Source organism: Larkinella punicea (genome assembly GCF_003334855.1).
Lineage (GTDB): Bacteria > Bacteroidota > Bacteroidia > Cytophagales > Spirosomataceae > Larkinella > Larkinella punicea.
In genome coordinates, this window is the sequence record NZ_QOWE01000013.1 from 144,597 (window position 1) to 170,500 (window position 25,904).

General features: G+C 50.5%; 20 protein-coding genes. 16 read left to right on the plus strand and 4 right to left on the minus strand.

Annotated features, from left to right (window positions below):
• Positions 1-16 precede the first annotated feature (16 nt).
• From DUE52_RS16960 to DUE52_RS16980, 5 genes are all read left to right on the plus strand, one after another.
• On the plus strand, positions 17-1,675 hold the full coding sequence (locus DUE52_RS16960) for a RagB/SusD family nutrient uptake outer membrane protein (RefSeq protein ID WP_114407211.1): 1,659 nt from the start codon (positions 17-19) through the stop codon (positions 1,673-1,675).
• A 125-nt stretch (positions 1,676-1,800) separates the two neighbouring features.
• Positions 1,801-3,561, plus strand: a complete 1,761-nt coding sequence (locus DUE52_RS16965; RefSeq protein ID WP_114407212.1) for an FAD-dependent oxidoreductase — start codon at positions 1,801-1,803, stop codon at positions 3,559-3,561.
• Positions 3,562-3,686: 125 nt separating this feature from the next.
• Positions 3,687-5,684, plus strand: coding sequence for an FAD-dependent oxidoreductase (locus DUE52_RS16970; protein WP_114407213.1), 1,998 nt, complete (start codon positions 3,687-3,689; stop codon positions 5,682-5,684).
• A gap of 100 nt (positions 5,685-5,784) precedes the next feature.
• Positions 5,785-6,558 (plus strand): SDR family oxidoreductase, encoded by a 774-nt coding sequence (locus DUE52_RS16975; protein ID WP_114407214.1) that lies wholly within the window; start codon positions 5,785-5,787, stop codon positions 6,556-6,558.
• 45 nt (positions 6,559-6,603) lie between these two features.
• Positions 6,604-7,122, plus strand: coding sequence for a hypothetical protein (locus DUE52_RS16980; protein ID WP_114407215.1), 519 nt, complete (start codon positions 6,604-6,606; stop codon positions 7,120-7,122).
• 57 nt (positions 7,123-7,179) lie between these two features.
• Here the strand turns inward: DUE52_RS16980 and DUE52_RS16985 are convergent, their stop codons facing one another.
• The 3 genes from DUE52_RS16985 to DUE52_RS16995 are packed head-to-tail and all read right to left on the minus strand — an operon-like array spanning position 7,180 to position 9,472.
• Positions 7,180-7,992, minus strand: coding sequence for an AraC family transcriptional regulator (locus DUE52_RS16985; protein ID WP_114407216.1), 813 nt, complete (start codon positions 7,990-7,992; stop codon positions 7,180-7,182).
• Positions 7,989-8,921, minus strand: coding sequence for a hypothetical protein (locus DUE52_RS16990; RefSeq protein ID WP_114407217.1), 933 nt, complete (start codon positions 8,919-8,921; stop codon positions 7,989-7,991). The genes DUE52_RS16985 and DUE52_RS16990 overlap by 4 nt, the downstream gene beginning before the upstream one ends.
• A complete protein-coding gene (locus DUE52_RS16995) occupies positions 8,918-9,472 on the minus strand; it encodes a GNAT family N-acetyltransferase (protein ID WP_114407218.1) in 555 nt (184 codons plus the stop codon). Before DUE52_RS16995 ends, DUE52_RS16990 begins: the two co-directional genes overlap by 4 nt.
• Positions 9,473-9,647: 175 nt before the next feature.
• On the opposite strand from DUE52_RS16995, the gene DUE52_RS17000 reads away from it, so the two are divergent.
• The 10 genes from DUE52_RS17000 to DUE52_RS17045 all read left to right on the plus strand — a co-directional run bounded on the left by DUE52_RS17000 (position 9,648) and on the right by DUE52_RS17045 (position 24,356).
• Positions 9,648-10,361 carry a 3-keto-disaccharide hydrolase gene (locus tag DUE52_RS17000; RefSeq protein WP_114407219.1) on the plus strand — a complete coding sequence of 238 codons (714 nt, stop codon included), beginning with the start codon at positions 9,648-9,650 and terminating at the stop codon, positions 10,359-10,361.
• A 72-nt stretch (positions 10,362-10,433) separates the two neighbouring features.
• The gene (locus DUE52_RS17005; protein ID WP_114407220.1) at positions 10,434-11,315 is read left to right on the plus strand and encodes a hydroxypyruvate isomerase family protein; all 882 of its coding nucleotides are present in this window, start codon (positions 10,434-10,436) and stop codon (positions 11,313-11,315) included.
• Between the two features lie 92 nt (positions 11,316-11,407).
• Positions 11,408-12,259, plus strand: a complete 852-nt coding sequence (locus DUE52_RS17010) for a helix-turn-helix domain-containing protein (protein ID WP_114407221.1) — start codon at positions 11,408-11,410, stop codon at positions 12,257-12,259.
• Between the two features lie 254 nt (positions 12,260-12,513).
• The gene (locus DUE52_RS17015) at positions 12,514-13,716 is read left to right on the plus strand and encodes an OmpA family protein (RefSeq protein ID WP_165840958.1); all 1,203 of its coding nucleotides are present in this window, start codon (positions 12,514-12,516) and stop codon (positions 13,714-13,716) included.
• Positions 13,717-13,837: 121 nt separating this feature from the next.
• Positions 13,838-17,134 carry a DEAD/DEAH box helicase family protein gene (locus DUE52_RS17020; protein WP_114407223.1) on the plus strand — a complete coding sequence of 1,099 codons (3,297 nt, stop codon included), beginning with the start codon at positions 13,838-13,840 and terminating at the stop codon, positions 17,132-17,134.
• Positions 17,135-17,180: 46 nt separating this feature from the next.
• Entirely contained in the window at positions 17,181-17,525 is a 345-nt protein-coding gene (locus tag DUE52_RS17025) for a DUF1016 N-terminal domain-containing protein (protein ID WP_229312201.1), read from the plus strand.
• A 30-nt stretch (positions 17,526-17,555) separates the two neighbouring features.
• Positions 17,556-21,170 carry an Eco57I restriction-modification methylase domain-containing protein gene (locus tag DUE52_RS17030; protein WP_114407224.1) on the plus strand — a complete coding sequence of 1,205 codons (3,615 nt, stop codon included), beginning with the start codon at positions 17,556-17,558 and terminating at the stop codon, positions 21,168-21,170.
• A gap of 10 nt (positions 21,171-21,180) precedes the next feature.
• Positions 21,181-22,299, plus strand: coding sequence for a DUF262 domain-containing protein (locus DUE52_RS17035; protein WP_114407225.1), 1,119 nt, complete (start codon positions 21,181-21,183; stop codon positions 22,297-22,299).
• The gene (locus DUE52_RS17040) at positions 22,296-23,387 is read left to right on the plus strand and encodes an AAA family ATPase (protein WP_114407226.1); all 1,092 of its coding nucleotides are present in this window, start codon (positions 22,296-22,298) and stop codon (positions 23,385-23,387) included. Before DUE52_RS17035 ends, DUE52_RS17040 begins: the two co-directional genes overlap by 4 nt.
• A gap of 3 nt (positions 23,388-23,390) precedes the next feature.
• Positions 23,391-24,356, plus strand: coding sequence for a hypothetical protein (locus DUE52_RS17045; protein WP_114407227.1), 966 nt, complete (start codon positions 23,391-23,393; stop codon positions 24,354-24,356).
• Positions 24,357-24,428: 72 nt separating this feature from the next.
• Here the strand turns inward: DUE52_RS17045 and DUE52_RS17050 are convergent, their stop codons facing one another.
• Positions 24,429-24,830: a T9SS type A sorting domain-containing protein gene (locus DUE52_RS17050; protein ID WP_114407228.1), complete on the minus strand. Its 402-nt coding sequence runs from the start codon at positions 24,828-24,830 to the stop codon at positions 24,429-24,431.
• A 95-nt stretch (positions 24,831-24,925) separates the two neighbouring features.
• Between DUE52_RS17050 and DUE52_RS17055 the strand changes: the two genes are divergently transcribed.
• Complete coding sequence (locus tag DUE52_RS17055) at positions 24,926-25,834, plus strand: LysR family transcriptional regulator (RefSeq protein WP_114407229.1); 909 nt, start codon at positions 24,926-24,928, stop codon at positions 25,832-25,834.
• Positions 25,835-25,904: the final 70 nt, after the last annotated feature.

A 25,904-nucleotide genomic window follows, 5' to 3' on the forward strand; every position in this document is an offset into this window, starting at 1 on the left:
AACGAACCTCACTCGAATGAAAAAGATACACTACTGGTTTTTGTCCGTCTGCCTGATCCTGAGTACCACCTCCTGCGAGGATTACCTGGAACGCTTTCCGCTGGAAGGCCCCGCCGACCAGTCGTATTTTGCCAACGCCAGCGAACTGGAACTGGCCGTCAACGGCTGCTACAAAGGCATGAATTTTCACCCCAGCGACGGGATGCCGACCCAGCTTTTGCTGGATGTTTGCACCGATATCAACTGGGACCGGAACAACAGTGCCATGCAGCAAATCGGCAAAGGAAGCCACGACAGCAACAACGGTTTCGTGCGGTCGGTCTGGAATGAGTCCTACAAAATTATTGGCCGCTGTAATTTTATCCTGGACAACATGAACAAGCTGGACGGCAAAATGGATGCGACGCTGTATGCCCGCTACCAGGCCGAAGCCCGTTTCATCCGCGCTTACCAATACGGTTATCTGATCGAATTGTTTGGCGGGGTTCCGCTGGTGACCAAAACGCTGGGTCTGGCCGATGCACAGGTTCCGAAAGGCACCAAAGACGAATGCGCCACCTTTGTCATGAACGAACTGGACGAAGCGGCCAAGGCGTTGCCAACCAGCTACGATGCCAGAAATACCGGTCGGGCCACCCGGCAGGCGGCTCTGGCTACCAAAGCCCGGACAGCCTTATACAACGAGAAATGGGACGTTGCGGCCACCGCTGCCAAAGCCGTCATGGATTTGAATATCAATAAATTGCATCCAAATTTCGGGGAGTTGTTTTCGTATAAAGGCCAGAATTCCAGTGAAATTATGTTCTCGTTGCAATACCTGAAAGGAACGCTGACACACAGCACCCCGCAGAATTTTCTGTCGCGCAACGCGCAGGGCGCTTCCAACAAGGTGCCGGGGCAAATGCTGGTGGATTCGTACGAATGCACGGATGGACTGTCGATTGATAAATCGCCCTTGTATAACCCGAAAGATCCGTTCAAAAACCGCGACCCGCGCCTGGATTTCACGGTGGCCGTACCAGGTTCCAACTACTTCAATTTCAAGTTTGAAACCCACAAAGACAGCGTCAAAACGATCAATTATGCCACGGGCGCGCGGGTTGACAACCAGGACGCCATTCACGCCTTTGCGACGTATACCGGCTACTGCTGGCGGAAATATACCGACCTGACGGACAAAGACGACCGGAGCAATTCGGAACTCAACATCATCCTGATCCGCTATGCCGAAGTGTTACTGATTTACGCGGAAGCTAAAATTGAAGCCAACCAGATCGACCAATCGGTTTACGACGCCATCAATGCCGTGCGGCAGCGGGTCAACATGCCGGCCATCAAAACGGGCAAAACGCAGGCCGAACTTCGCTCCATTATTCGCAAGGAACGGAAGTATGAATTGGCCAATGAAGGCTTTCGTTTATTTGACATCCGTCGCTGGAAAATCGCTGAAAAGCTGATGAACGGGAATTTCCTGGGCCGCATTCCGAAAGGGTTGCTGGCGACAGCCCCAGCGATCGACGCCAACGGAACGCCGGATTACAGCAATGTGCCTAACAAAGCCGACATGCGGGTGGTCGAACTCCGGATTTTTAATCCGAACCGCGATTACCTGTGGCCGATTCCGTACATCGAAACCGTTACGAACAAAGTACTGACTCAAAACGCTGGTTATTAATACTTCTCATTTTGCCCCTCAATCCCCTAAAGGGGACTTGTACACAGCTTAATCTGGATGCCAAAAGTCCCCTTTAGGGGATTGAGGGGCAAAATGAGAAGTAGAATTTTCACTAATTATACCCAATGCCTGCAACCCGACGCCACTTTCTGAAAGTTTCCGGCCTGAGCGGTTTAGCTCTCACCGCCGGACTCCCCGAACCTTACGCCAGCACAACCGCTCCGCTGGCGGAGACTGAGTATGATCTGATCATTGTTGGGGCCACGCCCGGCGGGATTATGGCCGCCGTTTCGGCTTCCCGGATGGGTAAAAAATCGTTGATTCTGGAGCGGACGGCCTACATCGGCGGTTTGCCCGCCAACGGACTTGGTGCCACCGACATCGCCACCCGCGGAGCCACGGGCGGTTTGTTCCTGGAGTTTGTTCAGCGCATCAAGGCCTATTACGTCGAAAAATACGGGGCGGATTCGCAGCAGGCCACCGACTGTGCCAATGGCTACCATTTCGAGCCGTCGGTAGCCGCCAAAATCTTCGATGGCTTTTTGAAAGACAGTCCGAATGCGACGATGTTGACCCTGCGGCAGTTCGATTTTGAACCCGAAAACCTGACGATCGAGAAAAACCGCATTCGGGGCATTCGCGTCATCAACCGAACGACGAAAAAAACGGAAACCTATCAGGGGCGGTTTTTTATCGACGCGACCTACGAAGGTGACCTGATTGCGGCTGCGGGCGTTCCGTTTTTTCTGGGCCGGGAAGGCAAATCGGAATACAACGAAGTGGGAGCCGGTCGGGTGTATAAATACTGGGCCGGGCCGGAAGGCGAAGGTTCGACGTTTCAGGGCGACAATGCCGTCCAGTCGTACAATTACCGCCTGTGCGTGACTAACGATCCGAAAATTCGGGTCAAAATCCAGAAACCGGCGCGTTATAACCGCGAAGAATATGCCTCGCTGATCAATGATGTTAGAACCGGTACGTATACAGGCGTCGCCATGACGAAACTGACCGATGCCCAGAAGGCTGAAATTCAGCGCAAGACGAAAGCGGGCATGTCGCCGGACGTTCCCGGTATGCCGAAAGGCATCGCCTGGCTGACGAATATGGTCAAGTTGCCGAACGGGAAAAATGACGGGAATAACCAGCACCACGCTTTTATTTCCACCGATTTGCCGGAAGAAAACTGGCCGTATCCGACCTCGGGCTGGGAGTGGCGCGACCGGTTTGCCCAACGGTTGCGGGAATATACCGAAGGACTTTTTTACTTCGCCCAGAACGACCCCGAATTGCCCGAGTGGTTTCGGAAGGAGTGCGCACAATGGGGCTGGGCTAAAGATGAATACACCGATAACGGAAATTTTCCCCGGCAGTTGTATGTTCGGGAAGGCCGCCGGATGAAGGGGAAATACATCTTCAAGGCCCAGGACGCGCAGCCGGTCAAACCGGGCGGCCGACCTCCGCTTCATGCCGACAGCATCACGGCAAGCCATTACGCCCTCGACTCGCACGCGGTTCGGAAACGGGAAGCGGGCAAAATTCACCTGGACGGTTTTATCAGCTATCCCTCGGCGGTGTATACGGTTCCGTTCCGGGTCATTGTGCCGGATTCGCCTTTGGAAAACCTGCTGGCGCCGGTTCCGGCTTCGGCTACGCACATCGGTTTTTCGACGCTCCGGATGGAACCGTGCTGGATGGCCCTCGGGCAAGCCGCCGGAACCGCTGCCGCCCTGTGCGTCCAGAAATCGCAGTCGGTGCATGACCTGTCGGTGCCGGACTTGCAGAAGTCGTTGTTGCAGCAAAAGGCTATTCTGGTGTATGAGAAGGGACTTTCAGCATCCGACCCGAATTTTGAAGCCAACCAGTTGGCGGCTTTGCAGGGAAAATGAGTTTTAAAAAGAGTTGTATCGCGGAGTTGAACGGAGGTAAAGGGAGTTTAGCAGAGTTTTTTTAAAGTACTCCGCTAAACTCCCTTTACCTCCGCTCAACTCCGCGAAATAATAATCCCAAAAACATGCGATACATACTACTTTGTCTCAATCTTTTGTTATTCACCTCCGCCATTGCCCAGCAACAGGTGGACGTCTGCGTCTACGGCGGCACATCCGGGGGTGTCATTGCGGCTTACACGGCCCGGAAACTGGGAAAAACCGTGCTGCTGATCGAACCCGGCAAGCACCTCGGCGGCATGACCTCTGGCGGTTTGGGCCTCACCGACATTGGCAATAAATATGCCATTACGGGCATCTCCCGCGACTATTACCGGCGCATCGGACAACACTACGGCAAGTTCGAACAATGGATTTTTGAACCGCACGTGGCCGAAAATCTTTTCAACGACTACGTCAAACGCGGACAGGTCGATGTGCTGTTGTCGCACCGGCTTTCGAGTGTCAAAAAGACGAATGGAACCATTCAGGAAATCGTTTTGGAAGACTCGGAAAAACCGGCTGCCAAACGCACCGTTCGGGCTAAAATGTTCATCGACTGCTCGTATGAGGGCGATTTGATGGCGAAAGCCGGTGTTTCCTACACCGTTGGGCGGGAGGATAATTCGAAGTACAACGAAACCATCAGCGGGGTGCAGCTCATGAAAGGCCACCAGCTTCCCGACGGCATCGACCCCTACAAAACCCCCGGAAAACCGGAATCCGGCTTGCTCTGGGGCGTTAGCCCGGCGAAACTGGAACCGGATGGAACCGGCGACAACAAAGTTCAGGCGTATAATTACCGCATCTGTTTGTCGTCCGACCCGGCCAATCAGGTGCCCATTACGCGCCCGGCGGGCTACGATTCTACAGTGTATGATTTGCTCGCCCGGCTGATTGCGGCCCAGCCGCAGAAGCGTACGCTCAACGACTATTTTATCTGGAGCGGAATGCCCAACAAAAAAACCGACATCAACAACCGGAACGGTTTTTCAACGGATATGATCGGGATGAATTACGAGTATCCAGACGGGAGCTACGACAAACGGGCGCAGATTATTCGCGATCACGAGCTGTATACCAAGGGATTACTGTACTTCTTCGGCCACGATTCGCGGGTTCCGCAGGAGCTTCAACAGCAAATGCTGAAATGGGGGTATCCCAAAGACGAGTATACCGACACCGGCAACTGGTCACCGCAACTTTACGTCCGGGAAGCGCGCCGGATGGTCGGTGCCTACGTGATGACACAGGCCAATTGCCAGGGAAAAGAGGTCGTGACCGACGGCGTCGGCATGGCGGCTTACACGATGGATTCGCACAACATTCAGCGGATTGTGATCGAAAAAGACGGCAAGAAAATGGCGAAGAACGAGGGGAACGTCGAGGTGGGCGGTTTTGGGCCGTACCCGATTGCCTACCGCGCCCTGATACCGAAAGAAACCGAGTGCCGGAATCTGCTCGTGCCGGTTTGTTTGTCGGCGTCGCACATTGCCTACGGGTCGATTCGGATGGAGCCGGTTTTTATGGTGCTGGGCCAATCGACGGCCTTGGCGGCTGTGATGGCCATCGATGCCAAAACCAGTGTACAGAAAGTGGACATCGCCAAATTGCAGCAGGAACTGAAAATGAATCCGTTAGCGGATAAAAGTACACCCGAAATTCTGGTCGATAATGACGACAAGGCGTTGACAACGGTCACCGGCCCCTGGCGGCTGGAAAGCAAGAGCAAGGGCGGCTATGGTCCGTCGTATCTGATTCACGAAGGACAGGGCGCCGAAGCTGCGTCGGTACGGTTTACGCCGAACATTGTCAAAGCGGGGAAATACCGCATTTACACCTATTTCCCGCGTCTGGCTAAAAGTGCTTCCGAGTTGGGAATAACGGTTTCGGACGGAAAAACTCAGAAGGTTATTCCGATCAAACCTGCTGATATTGTGGTGGTTGGGCAAACGTCCGGCGAGTGGGTGTCGCTTGGGGAATATGACCTGCCGAAAGGGAAAACGGCCTCGGTTGAAATTGCGGTCAAGCAAACTGACGGCCCGGTGGTGGCCGATGCGGTTTTGTTCGTACCGGCGTTTTAACATCCGTGGGTACGTTTAATTTCAATTTGGTGGTTGGTTGACAGTAGAGGAAAGCCTGATCGGAGCTTTACACGGTTAGCAATCTTCATTTTATTCCTTCATGATTCTTGATCTTTTCTCCCTTCAGGGCAAAACGGCGCTGGTAACCGGCGCGAAACGCGGTATTGGGAAAGCAATGGCCATTGCGCTGGCCGAAGCCGGTGCCGACATCATCGGGGTGTCGGCCACGCTCGAACCGGGCAGCGAGGTGGAAGCCGCCGTAACCGCGCTGGGTCGTAAATTTTACCCGTTTCCGGTCGATTTTACGGATCGGTCCGCGCTGTATACGTTTCTCGAAACCGTCCGCGACGAGTGTCCGCCCATCGATATTCTGGTCAACAATGCCGGGAACATTCGCCGAAAACCAGCCGCCGAACACCCGGACGAATATTGGGACGAAATCATCGACATCAACCTCAACGCCCAGTTCATCATCAGCCGGGAAATCGGTCGCGAGATGCTGGCCCGGGAGGTTGATTACAACCGGAAAATCATTTTTACGGCTTCTCTGCTGACGTTTCAGGGTGGCATGACGGTGCCGGGCTATGCGGCCAGCAAAGGCGCCATCGGGTCGCTGACCAAAGCACTGGCGAACGAATGGGCGTCGAAAGGCATCAACGTCAATGCCATTGCGCCGGGCTACATCGCCACCGACAACACAGCCGCGCTCCGGGCCGACGCCGACCGCAATCCAGCCATTCTGGCGCGCATTCCCGCCGGACGCTGGGGTGAAGCCGACGACCTGCAGGGTGCCGTCGTTTATCTGGCCTCGCAGGCTTCCAACTACGTGCAGGGAACGATTCTGACCGTCGACGGCGGGTGGATGGGCAGATAAATCGACCGAAAACCGTAAACATTCGGATTCGTTTCGCAGTTATGGATGGAAACAACCCTCACCATGATGGACACGAACGAAAACGAAAATCAGGAAACATTTAACCCGCAGGCACGGGACGACTCATATTATTCTAAAAATCCGTATCAGCACGGCACTTCCGATTACGGGAAACCGAGCGAAGGTGTAGGAACCGGCGAAATGGTGGTTCCGTCGGCTGATGGGGGCGAAGTTGCCCACGACATCAGTGCCGACCGGGAAGACAACCGGGGAAGCCATCAACAGGAAACCCGCCCGGATAGCCACGGGTCGACACAGGAATGGGACGTTGATCCCAATGTGATTGCCGAAAACCGCCAGGATGCGGCCCATGCGCCGGATAGCGTCGAAAGTGGTTTGCCCAGCAGCATTGAAGGGTTACCGGATAATCCGTCGGACGAAGCACTGTTTGTCCGCAAAGGTGCAACCTATCTGGAAGAAGGCGATAAACCGTCGGAAAGCTACGACCCGCACCACATGGGGTATGGCGATGGCGACGATGATGAGAAAAAAGATAAGTCGTAAAATAAAGTTGAATCTTTGCAAAAACGGCCTGCTGATCTTAGCAGGCCGTTTTTTTTGTCATAATTCGGACGGTGAACGCTGCGTCAACTGACGGGCGTCTTTCAAAAAATGGGAGAAATCGGTGTAGCCGACCTCTTCAAACGGACACCGGCTTCCGTGTTGTTTGTAAAGCCGAAGTCCGTGTTTGAATCGAAGCAGTTTCTGGCAATATTTGGGCGAATAGCCGAGGGTTTCGTTGAAATACCGGTGTAGCGAAGGGTACGAAACGCCCAATTCGCGGCAAATGAGCCCCAAATGAGTCCGGTTGATGGCGGGTTTCTCAAATTTCTGCAAAGCAGCTTGCACGATTTTCTGCCGGTGGTCGATGGTCACGCGCTGAATTTTGGGGAGCAAAACCGACTCCATGAGTCGCACCCGTTCGCCGAACGACGGAACGGTTTGTAAGTGGTCCTGTAGTTCGTCCAGTCGGGTAAAGGAAGACAAATCCGCATTCAGGTTTTCTACTTCAAGATTGCTGAAATGAAACAGGTTTCCCAACATCGCCGGTTTGAATTTGACGTAAAATTCGTGCACACCACCGGGGTAGATGGACGTGTGCAGATCTGTCAGATTCCCGAGCAGCCGGGAACCGTGTACGGTTTTAATCGCGCCGGTTTTCTGGTTGATCGACAGCCATTTTTGCGGATTCAGACTGATGCACAGTAAATTTGAAAGGTTCGGTAAACCATTCAAATACAGTGGATTTGATAATGTAGCGGGTTGATGTACTTCGAAATAATATTCGATAAAAACCGTCAGTGCCGGGCTGGGGTAGGCCAGCCGGAAATGCGGTTCTGCTTCGTCTTCGTATATCACCCGTCCTTTGTTCATGACACCAATCGAAACAGCAGTTCGACCCCCAGGCCGGTGATCAAAAACCGCTCTTTTTTATTTTGTAACAATTGCTGCGTCCAGTCGACAAAACCGCCGTCGCCAATTTCGTAGTCCTGACCGCGAACCGTAACCAATACCTTGTATTGCAGCCCTTTGTAATAGCGGTTTTCCCGGTCGGGCGTGGTTTCGGTTTCGATGACAAGGTCGGGTCGCAGTTGCAGGAGATGGTCTTTTACCTGTTCCAGCAACCGACCATCATCACTTCGTTGAATGAGTTTGAACCGCAGCGTATCCATTCGCAGGGCGTCGCGCAAAACGGCTGTCACCACGGCCAGGTGTTCGGCCAGACTTTCGCGCTCAAACTGAAAACTGCCGGTATCGCGTCCCGACGAGACCAGACAACCGATTTTAAAGTGTTGGGTATGCCCCGCAATGGCCACTTTCGGTGTCCGGACATGCCGCTGAATGGTGCTGAACCGGAGTTGATCGGTGGCGAAAACCGGTTTCCATTGTCCGCTTTTTTTCAGATCACTAACGTGCAGCGCGAGCGCGTTGGTGGCGTCGGCCAGGACTTCGGTGCCGCGCAGGGCCGACAGGATTTTCTGCTGATCGGCGGTTGCCACCACCGAGCAGGAACCCAGGGGGGCCACCGGCGACAGTTCGATGGGTTTGAACTGAAACGTCTCGAAAAGCTGTAAAAGCTTGGTTTCCAGCTCGCGTAAAGCCAGGAAATCGGTGTCGGCCGGTTTGACGAAGCGGTTTTTCTGGTAGTGTTGCAGCAATTCCGCCGGTGTCAGTCGCCCGGTTTGCCGATTGAACACCTCCAGCAGCAACGAGTTCAGTTCTGAGGGTGTCAGTTCGTCCGACAGCACTTGTAGAAGGTCTGGCCGGTTGATTCGGTTCAGGATTTTCTCGACAATGGTCATGACAGCAGCGCGGTTAATTTCTCCTCATTGACGAGGCTATACCTGTATTCATCCACGACTTTACCGTCTTTGTAGACAGCCGCTTTCTGAATGACATCCAGCGTAAATCCATTTTTTTCCAACACCCGCATCGACGGTTTGTTGTGGGCCATGATGCCCGCAAAAAGCCGGATCAGCCGGGTGGTTTCGAACGTATACTGAACGAGGTGACGAATGGCGACCGTTGCAATTCCTCGACCCCAATACGGCTCGCCGAGCCAGTAGCCAACTTCGCCCGACAATTGATGAATGTCGGTTTGCGGAATCACGCCGGTAATACCCGCCAGCTTTCCGTCCAGATAGATGCCTAAAACCAGGCCCATAGCACCGTCCTGAGCGGCTTCGATGAAGTACACCGCGTCGTTGAGCGAATACGGATGCGGAAATGTATCCCGCAAATTGAGCCAGATGGCGCGGTTGTTGGCCAGTTGGGCAATGGTTTCGGCATCCCCGGCTTTCAGGCTGGCCAGCGTGATGCCATTTTCGCAGTCAAGTTCGATTCGCGTCGTCATACCTGCAAAGTTGGTGGCAATCCGGATGAAATCAGGTGTAAAAATCTATCATCTTGTAAAAAACGCATTTTATGGAAGCTTTTTACCAAAAAAGTTGCCGCATCGGTCCCGGTTTTCTAATATTGTTGCGTTGTAGCTTTACAGCAAACCAATCGTGAACTCAAATTACATTTTTATGAAGATTACGCTCAACGCGCTGGCCCGGGTGGTCTTGTTGGCTCTGGTTTTAAACGTCGTCAATTCGTCTCAAACCGACGCATCAGGCCCCAAAAAAGGAAAATGGGTCAAACTTTTTGATGGAAAAACATTAACCGGCTGGCACAGCTACCTGAAAAAGGAAGCGTCTGACAAATGGCAGGTGGAAGATGGGGCTATTGTGTTAACCAGCCGGGGCGGGGGGGATCTCGTAACGGACAAAGAATACGAAAACTACGAACTGGAACTGGAATGGAAGATTTCGGAAGGCGGCAACAGCGGAATCATCTACCGGGTTCACGAAGATCCGAAATACAAGAGCACGTATAACTCCGGGCCGGAAATGCAGGTGCTTGATAACGAGCGGCATAAGGACGCCAAGGCGGGTAAAAACGGAAACCGTACCTCCGGATCGCTCTACGATATGCTGCCGCCCTCGGATTTTTCGGCCCAGAAAGTGGCCGGTGAATGGAATAAGGTTAAATTGGTGGTCAACAACGGAAAAGTCGAGCATTACCTGAACGGCAAGAAAGTGGTTGAATACCGCACCAGCGGCCCGGAATGGGATAAAATGGTGAGCGAAAGCAAGTTCAAAGGCTGGGAGGGTTTCAACCAGTTCAGCAAAGGCCACATCGCCCTTCAGGATCACGGCGACAAAGTATGGTATCGGAATATCCGAATCAGAGAACTTTAAACCTAATTGTGAATGAGTGAATAAAGCAGCCGGATTCTCTGCAAACTATTCACTCATTCACTCATTGAAACTATGAAAACACCTTCCCGCCGTTCGGCCCTTAAAACCCTGGCCGGAACCGCCCTGACCTTTTCTGTTATCGACTCTTTTGCCGCTCAAATGGAAGAAACCCAGAAAACCGTTTTCCCGGCCTTGAAAGGCCGGATCAACCATTCCGCCTGCAAGTGGTGCTACGGAAAAATTCCGCTGGAAGACTTTGCCAAAGCCGCCAAAGAAATCGGCCTGACCGGCATCGATCTGCTGGGACCCAACGAATGGCCGATCGTTAAAAAGTACGGCCTGACCTGCTCGATGGCGCAGGGAGCCGGGAAGGGCATCAACGACGGTTTCAATGATCCGAAACTGCACGACGAACTGGTGGCCAGTTACGAGGCCATTTTCCCGAAGCTGAAGGAAGCCGGGCTGAAAAACGTCATCTGTTTTTCGGGAAACCGACGCGGTATGGACGATCAGAAGGGCATGGAAAACTGTGCAGTAGGCCTGAAACGACTCATGAGCAGTGCCGAAAAGCACGGCGTGGTGATGGTGATGGAGTTGCTCAACAGCCGGGTCGATCACAAAGATTACATGTGCGACAAGTCGGCCTGGGGCGTTGAATTGTGTAAAATGGTCGGCTCCGAAAATTTCAAGATGCTGTACGATATTTACCACATGCAGATCATGGAGGGCGACATCATCCGCACCATCCGACGGGATCACCAGTATTTCGCTCACTACCATACCGGCGGGAATCCGGGTCGTAACGAGATCGATAACGGGCAGGAACTGTATTATCCGGCGATTATGCAGGCCATCGTCGACACGGGCTACAAAGGCTTTGTGGCGCAGGAGTTCATTCCCAAGCGCGATCCACTGACGTCGCTGCGGGAGAGTATTGCGATTTGTGACGTGTAGCGGGTTTGTTCCATCATAAAAAAGGCTGCCCAATCACGGGCAGCCTTTTTTATGATGGAACGGATTTATGTTCATTCCTGATCAAACTGGCTATGTACCAGCAATATGCCGTTCCCGAAGCGTTACAGCCCTATGTTTCGTTTTTCTATTCCATGGAAACCCGCCAGACCGGGCCGGTTCTGGAACCGGAATTGCTGATGCCGTCCGGCACCTGCATTCTGGGCATGCAATATAAAGGCAACTGGAGGGTGATTTCACCGGCATTCAACGCCGTACTGACTCCTTATTACCTTTGTGGGCAACAAACCCACAGCTATTCATTGATCCCTCTCGAGCCAGTTTGCGGAATTGTGGGCGTGAGCCTCAAACCCACGGCTTTGTGGAAGTGGTTCGATATACCGATCCATCGGCTCACCAACCATGCCATAGCAGCTTCGTCCTTATTCGGAGTCCGCTTCAATTCCCTGATTGCCCGGTATGAACGGTTAACCCGCAATGAAGAACGGGTGGCGCTTCTCACCGATTTTTTACTCGATTTTGTGGCCGAAAAGTCGTTTCGGACCACGGTGGTCGATGCGGCTCTGGATGAAATTTACAAGAGCAAAGGATGTCTGACGACGGCCGAAATTTGCCGGCGCATACCAGTGAGCGAGCGCTATCTCCAGATGCTTTTTAAAAACCAGGTAGGCGTTTCACCGTCCGCTTATGCCCGCATGATCCGCTTTAGCCACATTTTTCTGGAATATCGCCAACAAAAAGAAGAAAACGATCTGGTTTTTATAACGGCGCTGTACAACTATTACGATGCGTCTCACTTCAATAAGGATTTTAAAAAAGTCTTCGGTGTTGCTCCCACAGCCTTTCAACTCCGGCAGTTTCGACTCCTGCTGGAACTGATCGATAACGGCCCGTATCTGACGATGGTCAGTGCTTCCGAACGCTAAAAAGAAAGTCGTTTTTTTCGGTTTTTTACAACTGCATTCTTTCCCGCCCGATTACCTTCGGATGCGTTTCATCGTGGATTTAAATCTCCCACATGCAACCTGTAAACGGGGTCAGCACCCTCTCGCTTATGGAAAAAATGGCTTCTTTCTTTCTCCTAACCATTTTTTTGTTCTCAACGGCTTATTCCCAGAATGTCTTGAAAAGGGTTGAAAGAGCGGGGAAAAGGGGGGCGGAACGTACCCTCGAGCGAAGAGTGGAACAAAAATCAGCTCAGAAAACGGATGAAGCCCTGGATGTCATTCTGGGTGATGGTCCGAAAAAGCAAGTTCCTACCCCCAAACCAGCGGCCAATCCGGAAGCCGGCTCCCGGGGGTCTGCCTCGCAAAAGCCTTCAGCGGTGGCCAGACCGGTTGAGACTGACCCACAGGAAACCAGGAATCCGCTCGTAAAGCCATCAGAACAGGATTCGGCACTGAATTACATCGGAACGGTTCTTTTTACAGATCACTTTTCCAAAACGCCGAAAGGCGATTATCCGGGGACATTTGTGAGCAGTTCGGGCGGGGAAGTGGTGGCCCTGAACCCGGGAAGTGGCCTGTGGCTCTATCCGAACAGCAATACGGTGCCGCAATTGAAACCGTTGCCGGAGCATGTCGCTCTGGAATTCGATCTGACGCTGCAGAATGTGCCGGCAAGTCTGTATAATACCTATTTTAACGTCTATTTTCAGACACTCAGCGGACTGAAACACAACGATCCGAAGAATCAGTACGGGGCGTTTGGGTTCAGTTTGTGGGGCGATGCCAGGGAGCATCAACTTGATCTCTTCAATCGAAACACGTCGTTGGGGGTGAAGGAGAAAATTCCGTATGCCATTGCCGATCAGGTGATTGGTAAAACCACACATTGGGTGGCGCTGGTGAATAAAAGCCGGTTGCGGTTGTTCATAAACGGGACGAAAGTGGCCGATTCGCCTAACCTGCTATCGGGCATTCAGCCCACTTCTATCAATTTTCGTCTGAATGGCACTAAAAAAGAACAAAACCAGCGCTTCATTCTATCGAATGTAAAAATTGTCGCCATTGAAAAAGACCTGCGGATTCAATTGATGGAAGAAGGGCGGTTTATCACTTCCAACATTCTGTTTGCAACGGGGTCGGATCGAATCGAAGCGGAATCATTCGAATTATTGGATAAAATAGGACGCGTGTTGGCCGGTAATACGGCGTCCCGGTTTTCGATTGTCGGACATACCGACAGCGATGGCGATGTGGCAGCCAACCAGAAGCTGTCGGAGCAGCGGGCATTGAGTGTGCGAAACTACCTGGCAAAACAGTTCAATATTCCCGAAAACCGCCTGGAGATCATCGGAAAGGGTGAAAATGAGCCCATCGCAGACAACGGCACGGCCGAGGGCAGGCGGCAAAACCGGCGGGTAGAATTCAGGAAACTGTAGCACCATAAAAGACATTCTGAACCCTCAAGATACTATTTTTTGCACGTGATTTTACCTCTGCCGGGACGATAAGATAACCGCAAATCGCTATTTTTACGTTTGCCTCATTCTATTGTTCTCAATGATTGCAGCCTATTCATCTACTAAATTTTTCCCCAATCAGGAAGAAAATACCCTTTTAACCAAGATAGAAGGCATTTTTCGCCATCGGCAGATTCACTTCTTCGATGCATTGGTGGGTTACTTTTATGCTTCGGGCTATTTTCGGGTCCGTCCTTACATTGAACGGGCGGCTGAGGTGCGGGTTCTGGTCGGCATCAATGTGGATAAACTGGTGCATGAGGCTTCACAGCAAGGCGTGTTGTTTACGGCCGATGCCTACAAGTCGCAGGAGGATTTTTTTCAGGTCGCTAAAAAAAACATTCAGCAGGCGAAATACAGCAAAGTTGTTGAAGACGGCATGCTGGGCATGATTGACGACATCGCATCCGGCAAGCTTCAAATTCGGGTGCATCCGAAGCAGAATATCCACGCCAAGGTGTATATTTTCCGGGAACAGACCTATCACCCACATGGATACGGAGCCGTTATCACCGGATCCAGTAATCTGACCGAACCAGGTTTAGAGCGCAACTTCGAATTCAATGTTGAACTGCGCGACGATGCCGATATTCAGTTTGCGAATGAAACTTTTGAAAAGCTTTGGTATGAATCGGTTCCGGTAGCGGAAGAGTTTATCGCTCGTTTGAAAAGTGAAACGTTCCTCAACGATCAGTTCACGCCTTACGAGGTCTATCTGAAGTTTTTGATCGAATATTTTGGTAAGAGCATCGATTATGATCCGAACTCGGAAACCGACTTACCCAAAGGCTTTATGCCGTTGGTGTATCAGGCCGATGCGGTCAATGACGGTTACAATAAAATGGCTAAACACGGCGGTTTTTTCCTGTCCGATGTCGTTGGCCTGGGTAAGACGATCATTGCAACCCGCATTGCCAAAAAATTTTACTTCAAGAACGGTTTTCCGGAATACCGCTCTCGGACGCTCATCGTCGTGCCACCCGCGCTGAAACTCAACTGGGAGGAAACCATCGATAAATTTAGCCTCGACGGCGTGGATATTGTCACGAATGGGAGTCTGCATAAAGTTCGTAATCCGGAGAAATATGATTTGGTCATTATAGACGAGGCCCATAAGTTTCGCTCGGACACCGCCGACGCCTATAATGACCTGCAAAAAATCTGCAAAACCCCGACCCGACGCCGAAAGTCCGACGGTTCACGGTATCCCAAACGGGTGATGCTCGTATCGGCAACGCCCCTGAACAATTATCCGCAGGACATCGCGAATCTGGTTTATTTGTTTCAGGATAGCAAGGATTCGACCCTTGAAATAGGGAATCTACAGCACTTTTTCCGGCAGCACATCGATGCCTACCGCCGACTGAAGCATGAGCCCGATCCGCAAAAAGTAACGGAAGGAGTCCGGCGAATTTATGAACAGATTCGGGTAAAAGTGATCGAACCGCTGACCGTTCGGCGGACCCGCACGGACCTGAAACTGCATCACCAGTACAAAGACGACCTGGCCGCGCAAAAGATTGAGTTCCCGGATGTTCGGAAACCGGAGAAAATACTGTACCAACTCGCTCCGCACCTGGAGATTCTCTACGATTATACCATTCGCCAGTTAACGCACCCAACGGAGGGCTTAACGTATAATCGATACCGGGCCATTGGGGCCTTGAAACCGCATAAAAAACAGAAGTACAAAAAGGCAGATCTGATTTCGGCCCAATTGGCCAAGATCATGAAAACCATGCTCGTGAAGCGAATTGACAGCAGCTTTTTTGCATTTCGGCAGTCGATTCGGCGGTTTTGTGAGGCCAATGGTGCGATGGTGAAGATGTTCGAGAGTGACCGGGTGTATATCGCTCCAAACCTGCCGGTTTCGGACATGATCAACGATGGGCGGGAAGATGAACTGCTTGATCTGGTCACGAACCTGATGGACACCGAGCAGGAGGCTGCCCCCGCCACAATCGATATTTGTACGGCGGACGATTTTGAGCCGGGTTTTTACGAAGGCTTGCTCCGGGATCAACTCATTCTGAACGATCTCTCAAAATCCTGGGACGCGATCGGTGAAGATGACCCTAAGCTGGATACGTTTGTCGGGTACATCCAAAAAACGTTGTTCGGTCCGGAAAACCGGGAAAAGAAGTTGGTGGTCTTTTCTGAAAGTAAGGAGACGGCCGAATACGTAGCCCGTCGACTTCGGGATGCAATCGATTATCGCATTCTAACGGTCGACAGTCATACGCGCAAAGATCGCATGCCGGTGATTCGGGCCAATTTCGATGCGAACCTGCCAATTGATCAGCAAACCAATGAATACGATATCATTATCTCGACCGAAGTGCTGGCGGAAGGCGTCAATTTGCACCGGGCGAATGTTATTGTCAACTACGACACGCCCTGGAATGCGACCCGCCTGATGCAACGGATCGGGCGCGTAAACCGAATTGGTACAAAAGCAAAAGCGATATATGTCTACAACTTTTTCCCGACCGCGCAAGTAGACAACGATATTGAGTTGCAGAAAAAGGCCATGATGAAATTGCAGGCCTTTCATACCGCGCTGGGTGAAGACAGCCAGATTTACTCGCCCGATGAGGTGACAGAATCGTTCGGTTTGTTCGACAAAGATCTGGATGAAGAGCGCGACGAGAAGCTGGATTACCTGATGCAGATTCGGGAATTGAAAGAAAAAGACCCGGATTTGTTTAAACACATCAAAACCATGCCGTTGCGGGCGCGGGTAGGGCGCAAAGACCGGATGCAGCACCAGGCCACCATCGCTTTCATCCGTGATCAGAAACGGGATGCTTTTCTGTATATCCGTGCCGATCATACCGCGGAAGAATTGACTTTTCTGGAAACGGCCAAGCGGTTTCAGTGCATGGTGCATGAGCGGGCGGTGAAGCTTCATGCCATGCACCACGAGCAGGTGCAGATGGCTGTGGATCGGTTTCAGGCGCAGGTGGAAGCCGAGAAAGCACAGGATAAAAAAGTGGATGTATCGCAAGGCCCCAATGAAAAGAAAGCCCTGATGTTCCTGGATGCGTTTGTCTCGTTGCCGTTTATCAGTGAAGAAGAAAAGACGCTGGTCGGACTGGCGAAGGACGCCATTCGGCGCGGGCGGTTTCAGAATTTGCAGCGCGACATCAACAAACTCCAGAAATCGCAAACGAAAGTGAAAGTACAGGCGGCCGTTTTGCTCGAAAATCTGGTGAAAATCCTGAACGGTTATCCGTTGAGTCAACCTGCCGACGATCTGACCGCAACGCCAGTTATTCCGTTAGTTGTTGCGCCGACCGAACCGGCGATTATAATTTCGGAGAGTTTTAGCGCCTGAATGAGCCAACGCGAACCGTTGCTGATTGCCATCAATCCCACCAGCCATGAATAGTGACCATCAATCGACCCATTACGAAACCTTGCTGAGTGAAATCAGTAAGCAGATTCTGCAAAGCCGCTACCGGGCTGCCAGACTTGTCAATCGCGAATTGCTGTTGCTTTACTTCGCTGTCGGTAAGCGATTGTCTGAAAAAGTTGCTGCTGAGAAGTGGGGTACAAAAGTGTTGGAGCAGTTATCCGCCGACTTACAAAAGCAACTGCCCGGCTTGCGTGGTTTCTCGCACCGAAACCTCAAAAACATGCGGCAATTTGCCGAGGAATATGATCAGTTAATTGGGCAGTCGTCAACTGCCCAATTACAAACCTGCTGCCTGACCCGGAAGCGTTGACGAAATTACTGGATTGACACCACCGATACCATGACCGAATCCAATCTAAAATCTTTCCTGCAAGAACGTTTCTCACCAGCTAACCAGAAAACGCTGCTTAACCATCTTTTCAGCGATGGGCTAACGGTATTTTCTCAACCGAAAATCCTGATCGAAGCTGCCGACAATGTCCAACTGGCGCAGCAAATCGGTTCGGTGTCCTTGTCGGACGGGCGTAATCTGGCCATTATGGATGTGGTTGTAACTGACGCCGTTCAGATTGCCCGTAATCGTAAAGGGTTGCGCGATATTGCCGCTAAGTACATCGATCAGAACATTATTCACGGGGCACTGGTGTTTTTTCATAGTCCCACTCAGGTTGATTATCGGCTGACGTTTATTGCTCGTTATTCGGCGTTTGATCTGGATACGCTTGAACTTGTTCAAAACGAAACAGCTCCCAAACGCTTTGCTTTTGTGCTGGGTCCGAATGAACCCTGCACCACTGCGTCGCGTCGGTTGATGGAGCTGATCGAAAAGCGAACAGTTGATTTGAAAGCATTGACGGAGGCTTTTGCTGTAGAACCACTTAACAAAGAGTTCTTTAAGCAATTTAAAGACGTTCATTTTAAAAAGATCTGGACGTACCTCGCTGAATATCACTGGGCTGATTTTTTGGGAGATGAACCCGTGCCTACTGATCCCAAGGAGAAAGATAAGAGAGCAAAACCAATCCGCGACTTTGCCAAGAAGATGCTGGGCCGTATCGTATTTCTGCATTTTTTGCAAAAGAAAGGTTGGATGGGTTGTTCCGAAACCTCGGTAATATGGGCTAACGGTGATAAACGATTCATGCAAACGCTGTTTGAACGGTTTACCTTTTCCGACCAGTTTTACAGCCGTTGTTTGACTAAACTATTTTTCGATACGCTCAATAATCCTGATCGGACAGACTCTTCTATTTTTGAAATTGATGGTCTGAAAACCTGTCGGGTGCCGTATCTAAATGGGGGATTGTTCGACCGGGATATTCGTCCTGACGGACACTTCGTTACTGATGCAATTGACCTACCGGTCGATTATTTTCGGGATTTATTCCAGTTTTTCGACCAGTATAACTTTACCATCGACGAAAATAGTCCCGGTGATTACGAAGTGGGAATCGACCCCGAAATGTTGGGGCATATCTTTGAAAACCTGCTCGAAGAAAACCGCGAAAAAGGAGCCTTCTACACACCGAAGGAAATTGTGCAGTATATGTGTCAGGAAAGTCTGATTCAACATCTGACCTATCATCTGACTATTGAATTAGGTGATTCTCAACGCCCGGCCATTCAGGAAGCGATCACTGAGCTGATTCGGGCCGGGAGCCGGGGCGATGAGAAAAACCGTCATAACCTGATTCTGCAACATGCCCCCCGCATCGAGGAGTTACTGGATGATCTGAAGATCTGTGATCCGGCGATCGGTTCCGGGGCGTTTCCGGTGGGAATGTTACAGGAGATTTTTGCGGCTAAAATGACGCTTGACCTGACCCTAAACCGGGCAGAGGTGAAAAAACGCATCATTGGCGAAACCATCTACGGCGTCGATATGGAAACCGGTGCCGTTGACATTGCCCGGCTACGGTTTTGGCTATCGCTCGTCGTGGATGAAGACGAACCGCAGCCTTTGCCTAACCTCGATTATAAAATCATGCAGGGCGATAGCCTGCTCGAATCATTTGAAGGCATTCGGCTCGACAAAATTTTGCAGCAGCAAGAGGTGACGTATGTTGTTGAGAACGGGCAGATCGACATTTTTGGGCGAATAGCCGACCCGCAGATTTCGATGCACTTCTCAGACGAGAAAAAAGAAAAGCTGCGCGACTTACTCCGGCTCTACTACGACCCCGAAGCGCTGAAACGACGCGGTCTGAAAAAAGAGACGGTGAAAGCCCAGATTGAAACCATTGTTCACGATCACCTCGATTCTAGTTTTGAGTTGGCCGAACGATCGCTCGAACGGCAAACCGGTGATCTGAAAGCCGAAATCAGAAGCATTGAAACGGCGATGCGGAACAATCCGAATGAGCCAAAAGCCAAACGAAAACAGAAGGAAGACCAGGTTGTTCGTAAACAGAAAAACATCGACGGCCTGCAAACGCAATTAGCCAGCGTGCGGGCCAGCCAGCAAAAACTTTCAACCCTCGACTCCGCCAGCAAACCGTACTTCCTGTGGCATCTGTTCTTTCCGGAAGTATTTGATCGGGCGCAAAGCGGTTTCGACATTGTGATTGCCAACCCGCCTTACCTTCAGCTATCACGCATTCCGACCGAGGCCGCACAATACCAGCGGGAAGGATACCAGACGTTTGAGAAAACCGGCGACATCTACGGTCTTTTCTACGAACAGGGTATCCGGCTGTTGCGGCCGGGTGGAATGTTAAGCTATATTACCTCCAACTCTTGGCTGCAAACACAGTATGGCAAACCCTTGCGCCAGCTATTTGTGGAGCAAACCAACCCGCTTACTTTGCTGAATTTTGCCGACACGCGCCTGTTTGAAACCGCTGTCGTGGAAACCAATATCCTGCTGGCCCGTAAAGCGCCTTGTCAGTTTCAATTACAGGCTGCCACGGTGGGAGCCGATTTTGATAAGGATAAGGAAAATTTGACGAGCTATATTTCTCGTAACGCTTTTATAATCACCGATCTTCCAGCCGAAGGTTGGGCTGTGGGCGATGAGCAAGGCAGTCAATTGAAAAGGTTGATGGAAGAGAATGGGAAGAAGTTGGGGAATTGGCCTGTGATTATGAATTATGGTGTCAAAACAGGTTATAATTCAGCTTTCGTAATAGACGGTAAAACCAAGCAAAAATTAATTGCTGAAGAGGGTAAAAACGCAGATATAATTAAACCAACTTTGAGGGGGCGTGATTTAAGGCGATACAACTTTGTATCAGCGGATCTATGGATAATTTTTATTCCTTGGCATTTTCCATTGCATAATGACCCAACTATTACAGGAGGTTCCAAGAAAGCCGAAGAAGCTTTCAAACAACAATTCCCAAGCCTCTACGCTCATCTATTAGTTCATAAGGAAGGACTATCAAAGCGAAATCAAGCAGAAACTGGTATTCGCTATGAGTGGTATGCCTTACAGAGATGTGCAGCTTCGTATTTTGAAGACTTTAATAAGCCCAAAATTATTTGGGCAGAACTTTCAGATATACCTAAGTTCGCTTACGATGAAAGCAAAATGGTACCTGATAAAACAACTTTCATAATGACTGGCACGAACCTCAAGTATTTACTTGGTGTGCTAAACGCAAAACCAGCTTTATGGTACTTTAATCAAATAGCAACAACGACAGGAATGGTCACCACAATGTGGTCGAAGTTTAAGATGGAGCAATTACCCGTACCGGAACCGGACGCCGAAACAGAGCAGCAGTTGGAGAAGTTGGTTAATACGGTGCTCGCACTGAAAAAGGCCAACCCGTCGGTTGATACCTTGTCCTACGAAGCGCAGATCGACGCGCTGGTGTTCCGGGCGTATGGCTTGAGTGAAACCGATATGCTGTACGTGCTGGATCAATTTCCTTCGGTCAGTAGCCGTGAGCGGGAGATGATTCAGAATAATTTTCGGAACTTGGCGCGGGGTCACTTTACCGCACTAGCCTAACCTACTTCACATGCAACCGCTATATACAGAAGACCCCGAGAACGTTGAACACACCGATGAATCGGAAGTCGAAACCGATATTAAGGAGCCATTCGACCCGAAGGACATCAATATCACTGTAGAGCCAAAGACGATGGATAACCTTGTGCAGCGGCTCAAATACGGAGAAATTGACCTTGACCCTGACTTTCAGCGCAAAGGAAACCTTTGGGCGATGGATGTGCAAAGTCGCTTGATTGAATCGCTGATGCTCCGGTTTCCGTTACCCGCCTTCTATTTTGATGCCGAAAGTGAGGACAACTGGTTGGTGGTCGATGGGTTGCAGCGGCTCTGGACGCTCAAAAACTTTGTAGTCGATAAAACCGAGAAACGGTTAAGGTTGCGAGGGTTGGAGATTTTGAAGCAATATGACGGTATGACGTTCGATGAGTTGCCCCGGCCCATGCAGCGTCGGATTATGGAAACACAGGTGACGGCCTACATCATTAAACCCGGTACCCCCCGGCCCGTGAAGTACAATGTGTTCCGGCGTATCAATACGGGTGGCCTGATGCTGAATCCAATGGAAATTCGACACGCGCTGAACCAGGGGCCAGCCGCTGAATTTTTGAAAGAAGTGTCTGAAAGTGAGCTTTTCAACGAGTTTATTAGTGCTTCCGACAAACGCATGGCCGACCGGGAGCTAGTGCTCAGGTATGTAGCCTTTCGGCTAACTCCCTACCCACAGTTTGAGAAACCCATGAGTTCGTTTTTGGATAAGGGTATGGAAAAGCTTGGCAAACTAACTGATGCTGAACGGCAGGACTTAGAGTACGGTCTCCGGAAAGCACTAACGGTTAGTCATCATTGGTTTGGTAAACATCAGTTCAGCCGCTCCTATGGCCATGAAAAATCCCGGCTGTTACTGAATGGAGCCCTGTTTGAAGTTTGGACAGCGCAGATTGCCCAGTTGAACAATTTTCAGCTTGACTCCATAGGGGAGCAGCTTTCGGCGTTTCGAGCGGATTACAGACGGCTGTTTACTTCCGAAACATTTGATAATGCGGTAACTCGTGCCACATCCGATTACAACGCTGTACAGGCCCGATTTGGAGCCATTGAAAGCTTGCTAAAGAAATATAGCCAATGATCACCCGCCTGATTATCGAAAACTTTAAAGCGTTCCAGTACGCAGAACTGAACCTAACAGAATTGAACTTACTGACCGGAATCAACGGGGTAGGTAAATCGAGCGTATTGCAGGCGTTGTTATTGCTTAGGCAGTCAAGAGGTACAGATGGCCTATCGTTAAAAGGTCCGTTAGTGGATATTGGGCTAGGCCGTGATGCATTGAATGCTCAGGCCGAAAGTGACCACATCAGGATGGAGCTTAGTTTTGGCAGTGAAGGCGTAGTGCATTTTGATTTTCGAAGTATTTCAGATTCTGACTACTTGCCGGGTATACCGATCGAGAGCCCAGCTTTCAACCCCAATCAGTCTTTGTTGATTGATGGGAATTTCCAATACCTGAACGCTGAACGAAAATCACCCACCGTAATTTTTCCAACCTCTAACTATCAGGTTCAACAACTTCGCTCAGTTGGGAAAAACGGTGAGTTTGCCGTGCATTTTTTGGCGCAGTATCAACGTGAGCCAATTGTTCTCAAATCAGCCCGGATTGCCGAATCGAACACCTTACTGGATCAGGTCGATGCCTGGTTTCAGCGAATTTCGGCGGGTACGCGTCTAACCACTACGTATCGATCCGATCTGAACGTAGCAACGCTGACTTACCGGTTTGAAATGGGCGAGAATGTAACTCCCGACTTCACGCCTGTAAACGTCGGATTTGGGTTCACGTATGTACTGCCGATAATCGTGGCCGTATTGGCCGCCCGCCCCGGCGATTTGCTGTTGATCGAAAATCCGGAATCCCATTTGCACCCACAGGGACAGGCTCAATTGGGTACTTTACTAGCATGTGCCGCTGCAGATGGTGTTCAGCTTATTGTAGAAACCCACAGCGACCATCTTATTAACGGGGTAAGAGTAGCAGTCAAGGAAAAAAATATTAGCCCTGAACAAGTGTCGGTTTATTACTTTGAACGCGATCCTGATGCCGACGAGCATGTCACCGAAATTGTACAACCGACCATCGATGCGAATGGGCGACTTAGCCAACAGCCACGTGGTTTTTTTGACGAATACGCCCGCCAGTTAGACCGTCTTCTGCAATAAGCGATGGATTGTATCTTTAACGAACTATCCGCTCAGCCGGTTATTGATCTTGTAGACGCTCACAGCGTAATGGCGCATTTTGTGCAAAGCGTTGTATCGGCTCAAAGATTTGGATTTCGTCGGTTAAGAATACCGGAAGAATTGGGGCAAAACATGTTTTCCTTATCACTAACTCCCGCTTATTCGGTTGGCAGTTGGTTGAATGATGAACGTGTTGACCAAGTGTTGCGCGACCGATTCCGGGCTATAATAGCTAATCCACCTTTACTAACTGCCGATGAAGTGGAAGCCATGTCTGTTTTTGAACGATCTGTCTTTAGCTTAACCGAACCAGCCGGTAAACCGGAGGCTAAAGGTTTTGGAGCAGCTTATCTTGGTGGTATGCTACTGCTTAGTTTATTAACGCATAACCAGTGGAACTCACATCAATTAGATGGCTGGCATTGGTATTTGGAAGCCGACGGGCAAGAACAATCAGCTGTTGTCACTGTACCTCACTTTGCAACAAGTGCTCATTTTGAGTTACACAGACCCAGACTTCAACAACAACAGGATGAACAACTACAACGCAGTATTGATGTGTGGGAAAAGCGTATCGAATTTTTTCCCAACTTGATACTATGTGGCGATGTTAAACGTCAATTGAAGAACGCTGGAATGTCAAACTATTTATCACAGATAATTGAACGTCTAAGAACGTTAGATTCTTTTGCCGCTGACTGGAAAAATGGAGACTTTGACTTAAAAGGGTTAAATGCACAAACTAATTTACGAGTGTCGGGCGAAAGCGATTCAACAATGCGGCTATACAGTGGCCAACGAAAATTTAAGTTACCTGATGGGCGAAGGGAAACATTTGAACTGCACATTAAAATTGGCGATTTACGATTTCATTTCTACCCCGACAATCAAGAAAAGAGAGTATATGTCGGCTACATTGGCCCACATTTGTCAATAGTAACTGGCTGAAAACTTATAACAAACACAACACCGGCTTCCCCACGCATGAGGAAGCCGGTGCTGTAAAAGTAGAATTGTTGTTTACTGCGCATACGTTATAAACCGCTGCGACTGTACCGCGGGCAACGAACCAATTTCAATCTGACGAACGATTTTCTGGTTGCCGTCGCTGATTTCCAGGTAGTAAACGCCGGTTTTCATGCCCTCAAAATCAAATTTGCGCCAGTGGTTGGCGGGTGTTTTGCTCAGGGCTTCCCGGTAAAGAACCGTGCTGTTGGCATCTTTCAACCGGATGGTCACTTTTCGGGGCTCCCGAACGGCCAGCATCACATTAATCTTCTCCGGGCTGCCGAGGAACATGTTCACTTCAAAGGCCGACTGGCTGGCCTTTGGATCGTTGGCTGCGGTTACCTGGGCATTCGATACCGTTACGAGTAAACCGACTAAAAGTGTCATCAGTATGTGTTGTAAAAGCGTTTTCATGAGTCTGTGTTGTTTAGTTTCTGTGACAAAGGTGCAGCGTTTTGGAATATTAGCAAAACGAATTATTTTTGTCGAAATCATGAAAATTATTCATCATGGAAATCCGGCATCTGCAAATGGTGAAAGAGGTGGCAACCTGCGGCAACCTCACCAAAGCCGCCGATCGGCTGTACCTAACCCAGTCCGCACTGAGCCATCAGTTGAAAGAAATTGAGGGCTTTTTTAATACCCAGTTGTTCATCCGCGACAAAAAGCAGATGCGGCTGACGGATGCCGGAACCGTGGTTTTAGAGGCTGCCGAGAAAATTCTGCGGGAAGTGGCCGAAACCAAAGCCAAAGTCAAGTGCCTGACCGACAAGGACTCCGGCGCGGTGCGGCTCTGCACGGAATGCTACACCTCCTACCACTGGCTATCGGGATTTCTGCGGGCCTACCGGGATATTTACCCGAAAGTGGATGTGAAAATCGACATCGAAGCGACGCACTACGCCGAGCAGCACCTGCTTGAAAACAAGATCGACGTCGCGATTCTCGAAGATTCTGAAAATCCGAAACTGAGTTATACGCCCCTTTTTCAGGACGAGTTCATGGTAATCGTAGCGCCTGACCACGAATGGGCGGGGCGCGATTGGGTAGAAATCGATGAATTTGCCGGTCAGAATTACGTCATGTACAACATCCCGGAAGAGGAAAGCTCCAATTTTCAGATGATCTTCAAAAACTGCCGACCCCAGCGGCTCTATAAAATGACGTTGACCGAAGCCATTCTGGAGATGGTCAAAGCCGGCATGGGCGTGGCCCTTTTGCCCAACTGGATTGTCAAACCGTACCTGAAATCCGGCGAATTGTCCGCTGTTTCGCTCACCCGGAAACGGTTCCTGCGGACGTGGTATGCTGCGACGCTGAAAAACAAACAACACGCCCCGTATACCGACGCGTTCATTGAGAAACTGGCGTCGTATATGAAAGAACTCGACGGTTATGCCGTCCTTTGCCCGGCCTAAAGCCAGCCGGTTTTTGCCCGACTCGGGTTATTTTATCAGACAACCGATTTCTTAATCAACCTGATTGTGT

Bases quoted from the DNA above. Each gene is read 5' to 3' on its own strand.
- DUE52_RS16995 (WP_114407218.1), bottom strand. From the start codon at position 9,472: ATGACGACGCGAATCGAACTTGACTGCGAAAATGGCATCACGCTGGCC.
- DUE52_RS17000 (WP_114407219.1), top strand. From the start codon at position 9,648: ATGAAGATTACGCTCAACGCGCTGGCCCGGGTGGTCTTGTTGGCTCTG.
- DUE52_RS17055 (WP_114407229.1), top strand. From the start codon at position 24,926: ATGGAAATCCGGCATCTGCAAATGGTGAAAGAGGTGGCAACCTGCGGC.
- DUE52_RS16960 (WP_114407211.1), top strand. From the start codon at position 17: ATGAAAAAGATACACTACTGGTTTTTGTCCGTCTGCCTGATCCTGAGT.
- DUE52_RS16975 (WP_114407214.1), top strand. From the start codon at position 5,785: ATGATTCTTGATCTTTTCTCCCTTCAGGGCAAAACGGCGCTGGTAACC.
- DUE52_RS16980 (WP_114407215.1), top strand. From the start codon at position 6,604: ATGGAAACAACCCTCACCATGATGGACACGAACGAAAACGAAAATCAG.
- DUE52_RS17045 (WP_114407227.1), top strand. From the start codon at position 23,391: ATGGATTGTATCTTTAACGAACTATCCGCTCAGCCGGTTATTGATCTT.
- DUE52_RS17035 (WP_114407225.1), top strand. From the start codon at position 21,181: ATGCAACCGCTATATACAGAAGACCCCGAGAACGTTGAACACACCGAT.
- DUE52_RS17040 (WP_114407226.1), top strand. From the start codon at position 22,296: ATGATCACCCGCCTGATTATCGAAAACTTTAAAGCGTTCCAGTACGCA.
- DUE52_RS17020 (WP_114407223.1), top strand. From the start codon at position 13,838: ATGATTGCAGCCTATTCATCTACTAAATTTTTCCCCAATCAGGAAGAA.
- DUE52_RS17050 (WP_114407228.1), bottom strand. From the start codon at position 24,830: ATGAAAACGCTTTTACAACACATACTGATGACACTTTTAGTCGGTTTA.
- DUE52_RS16990 (WP_114407217.1), bottom strand. From the start codon at position 8,921: ATGACCATTGTCGAGAAAATCCTGAACCGAATCAACCGGCCAGACCTT.
- DUE52_RS17010 (WP_114407221.1), top strand. From the start codon at position 11,408: ATGTACCAGCAATATGCCGTTCCCGAAGCGTTACAGCCCTATGTTTCG.
- DUE52_RS17025 (WP_229312201.1), top strand. From the start codon at position 17,181: ATGAATAGTGACCATCAATCGACCCATTACGAAACCTTGCTGAGTGAA.
- DUE52_RS16985 (WP_114407216.1), bottom strand. From the start codon at position 7,992: ATGAACAAAGGACGGGTGATATACGAAGACGAAGCAGAACCGCATTTC.
- DUE52_RS16965 (WP_114407212.1), top strand. From the start codon at position 1,801: ATGCCTGCAACCCGACGCCACTTTCTGAAAGTTTCCGGCCTGAGCGGT.
- DUE52_RS16970 (WP_114407213.1), top strand. From the start codon at position 3,687: ATGCGATACATACTACTTTGTCTCAATCTTTTGTTATTCACCTCCGCC.
- DUE52_RS17005 (WP_114407220.1), top strand. From the start codon at position 10,434: ATGAAAACACCTTCCCGCCGTTCGGCCCTTAAAACCCTGGCCGGAACC.
- DUE52_RS17030 (WP_114407224.1), top strand. From the start codon at position 17,556: ATGACCGAATCCAATCTAAAATCTTTCCTGCAAGAACGTTTCTCACCA.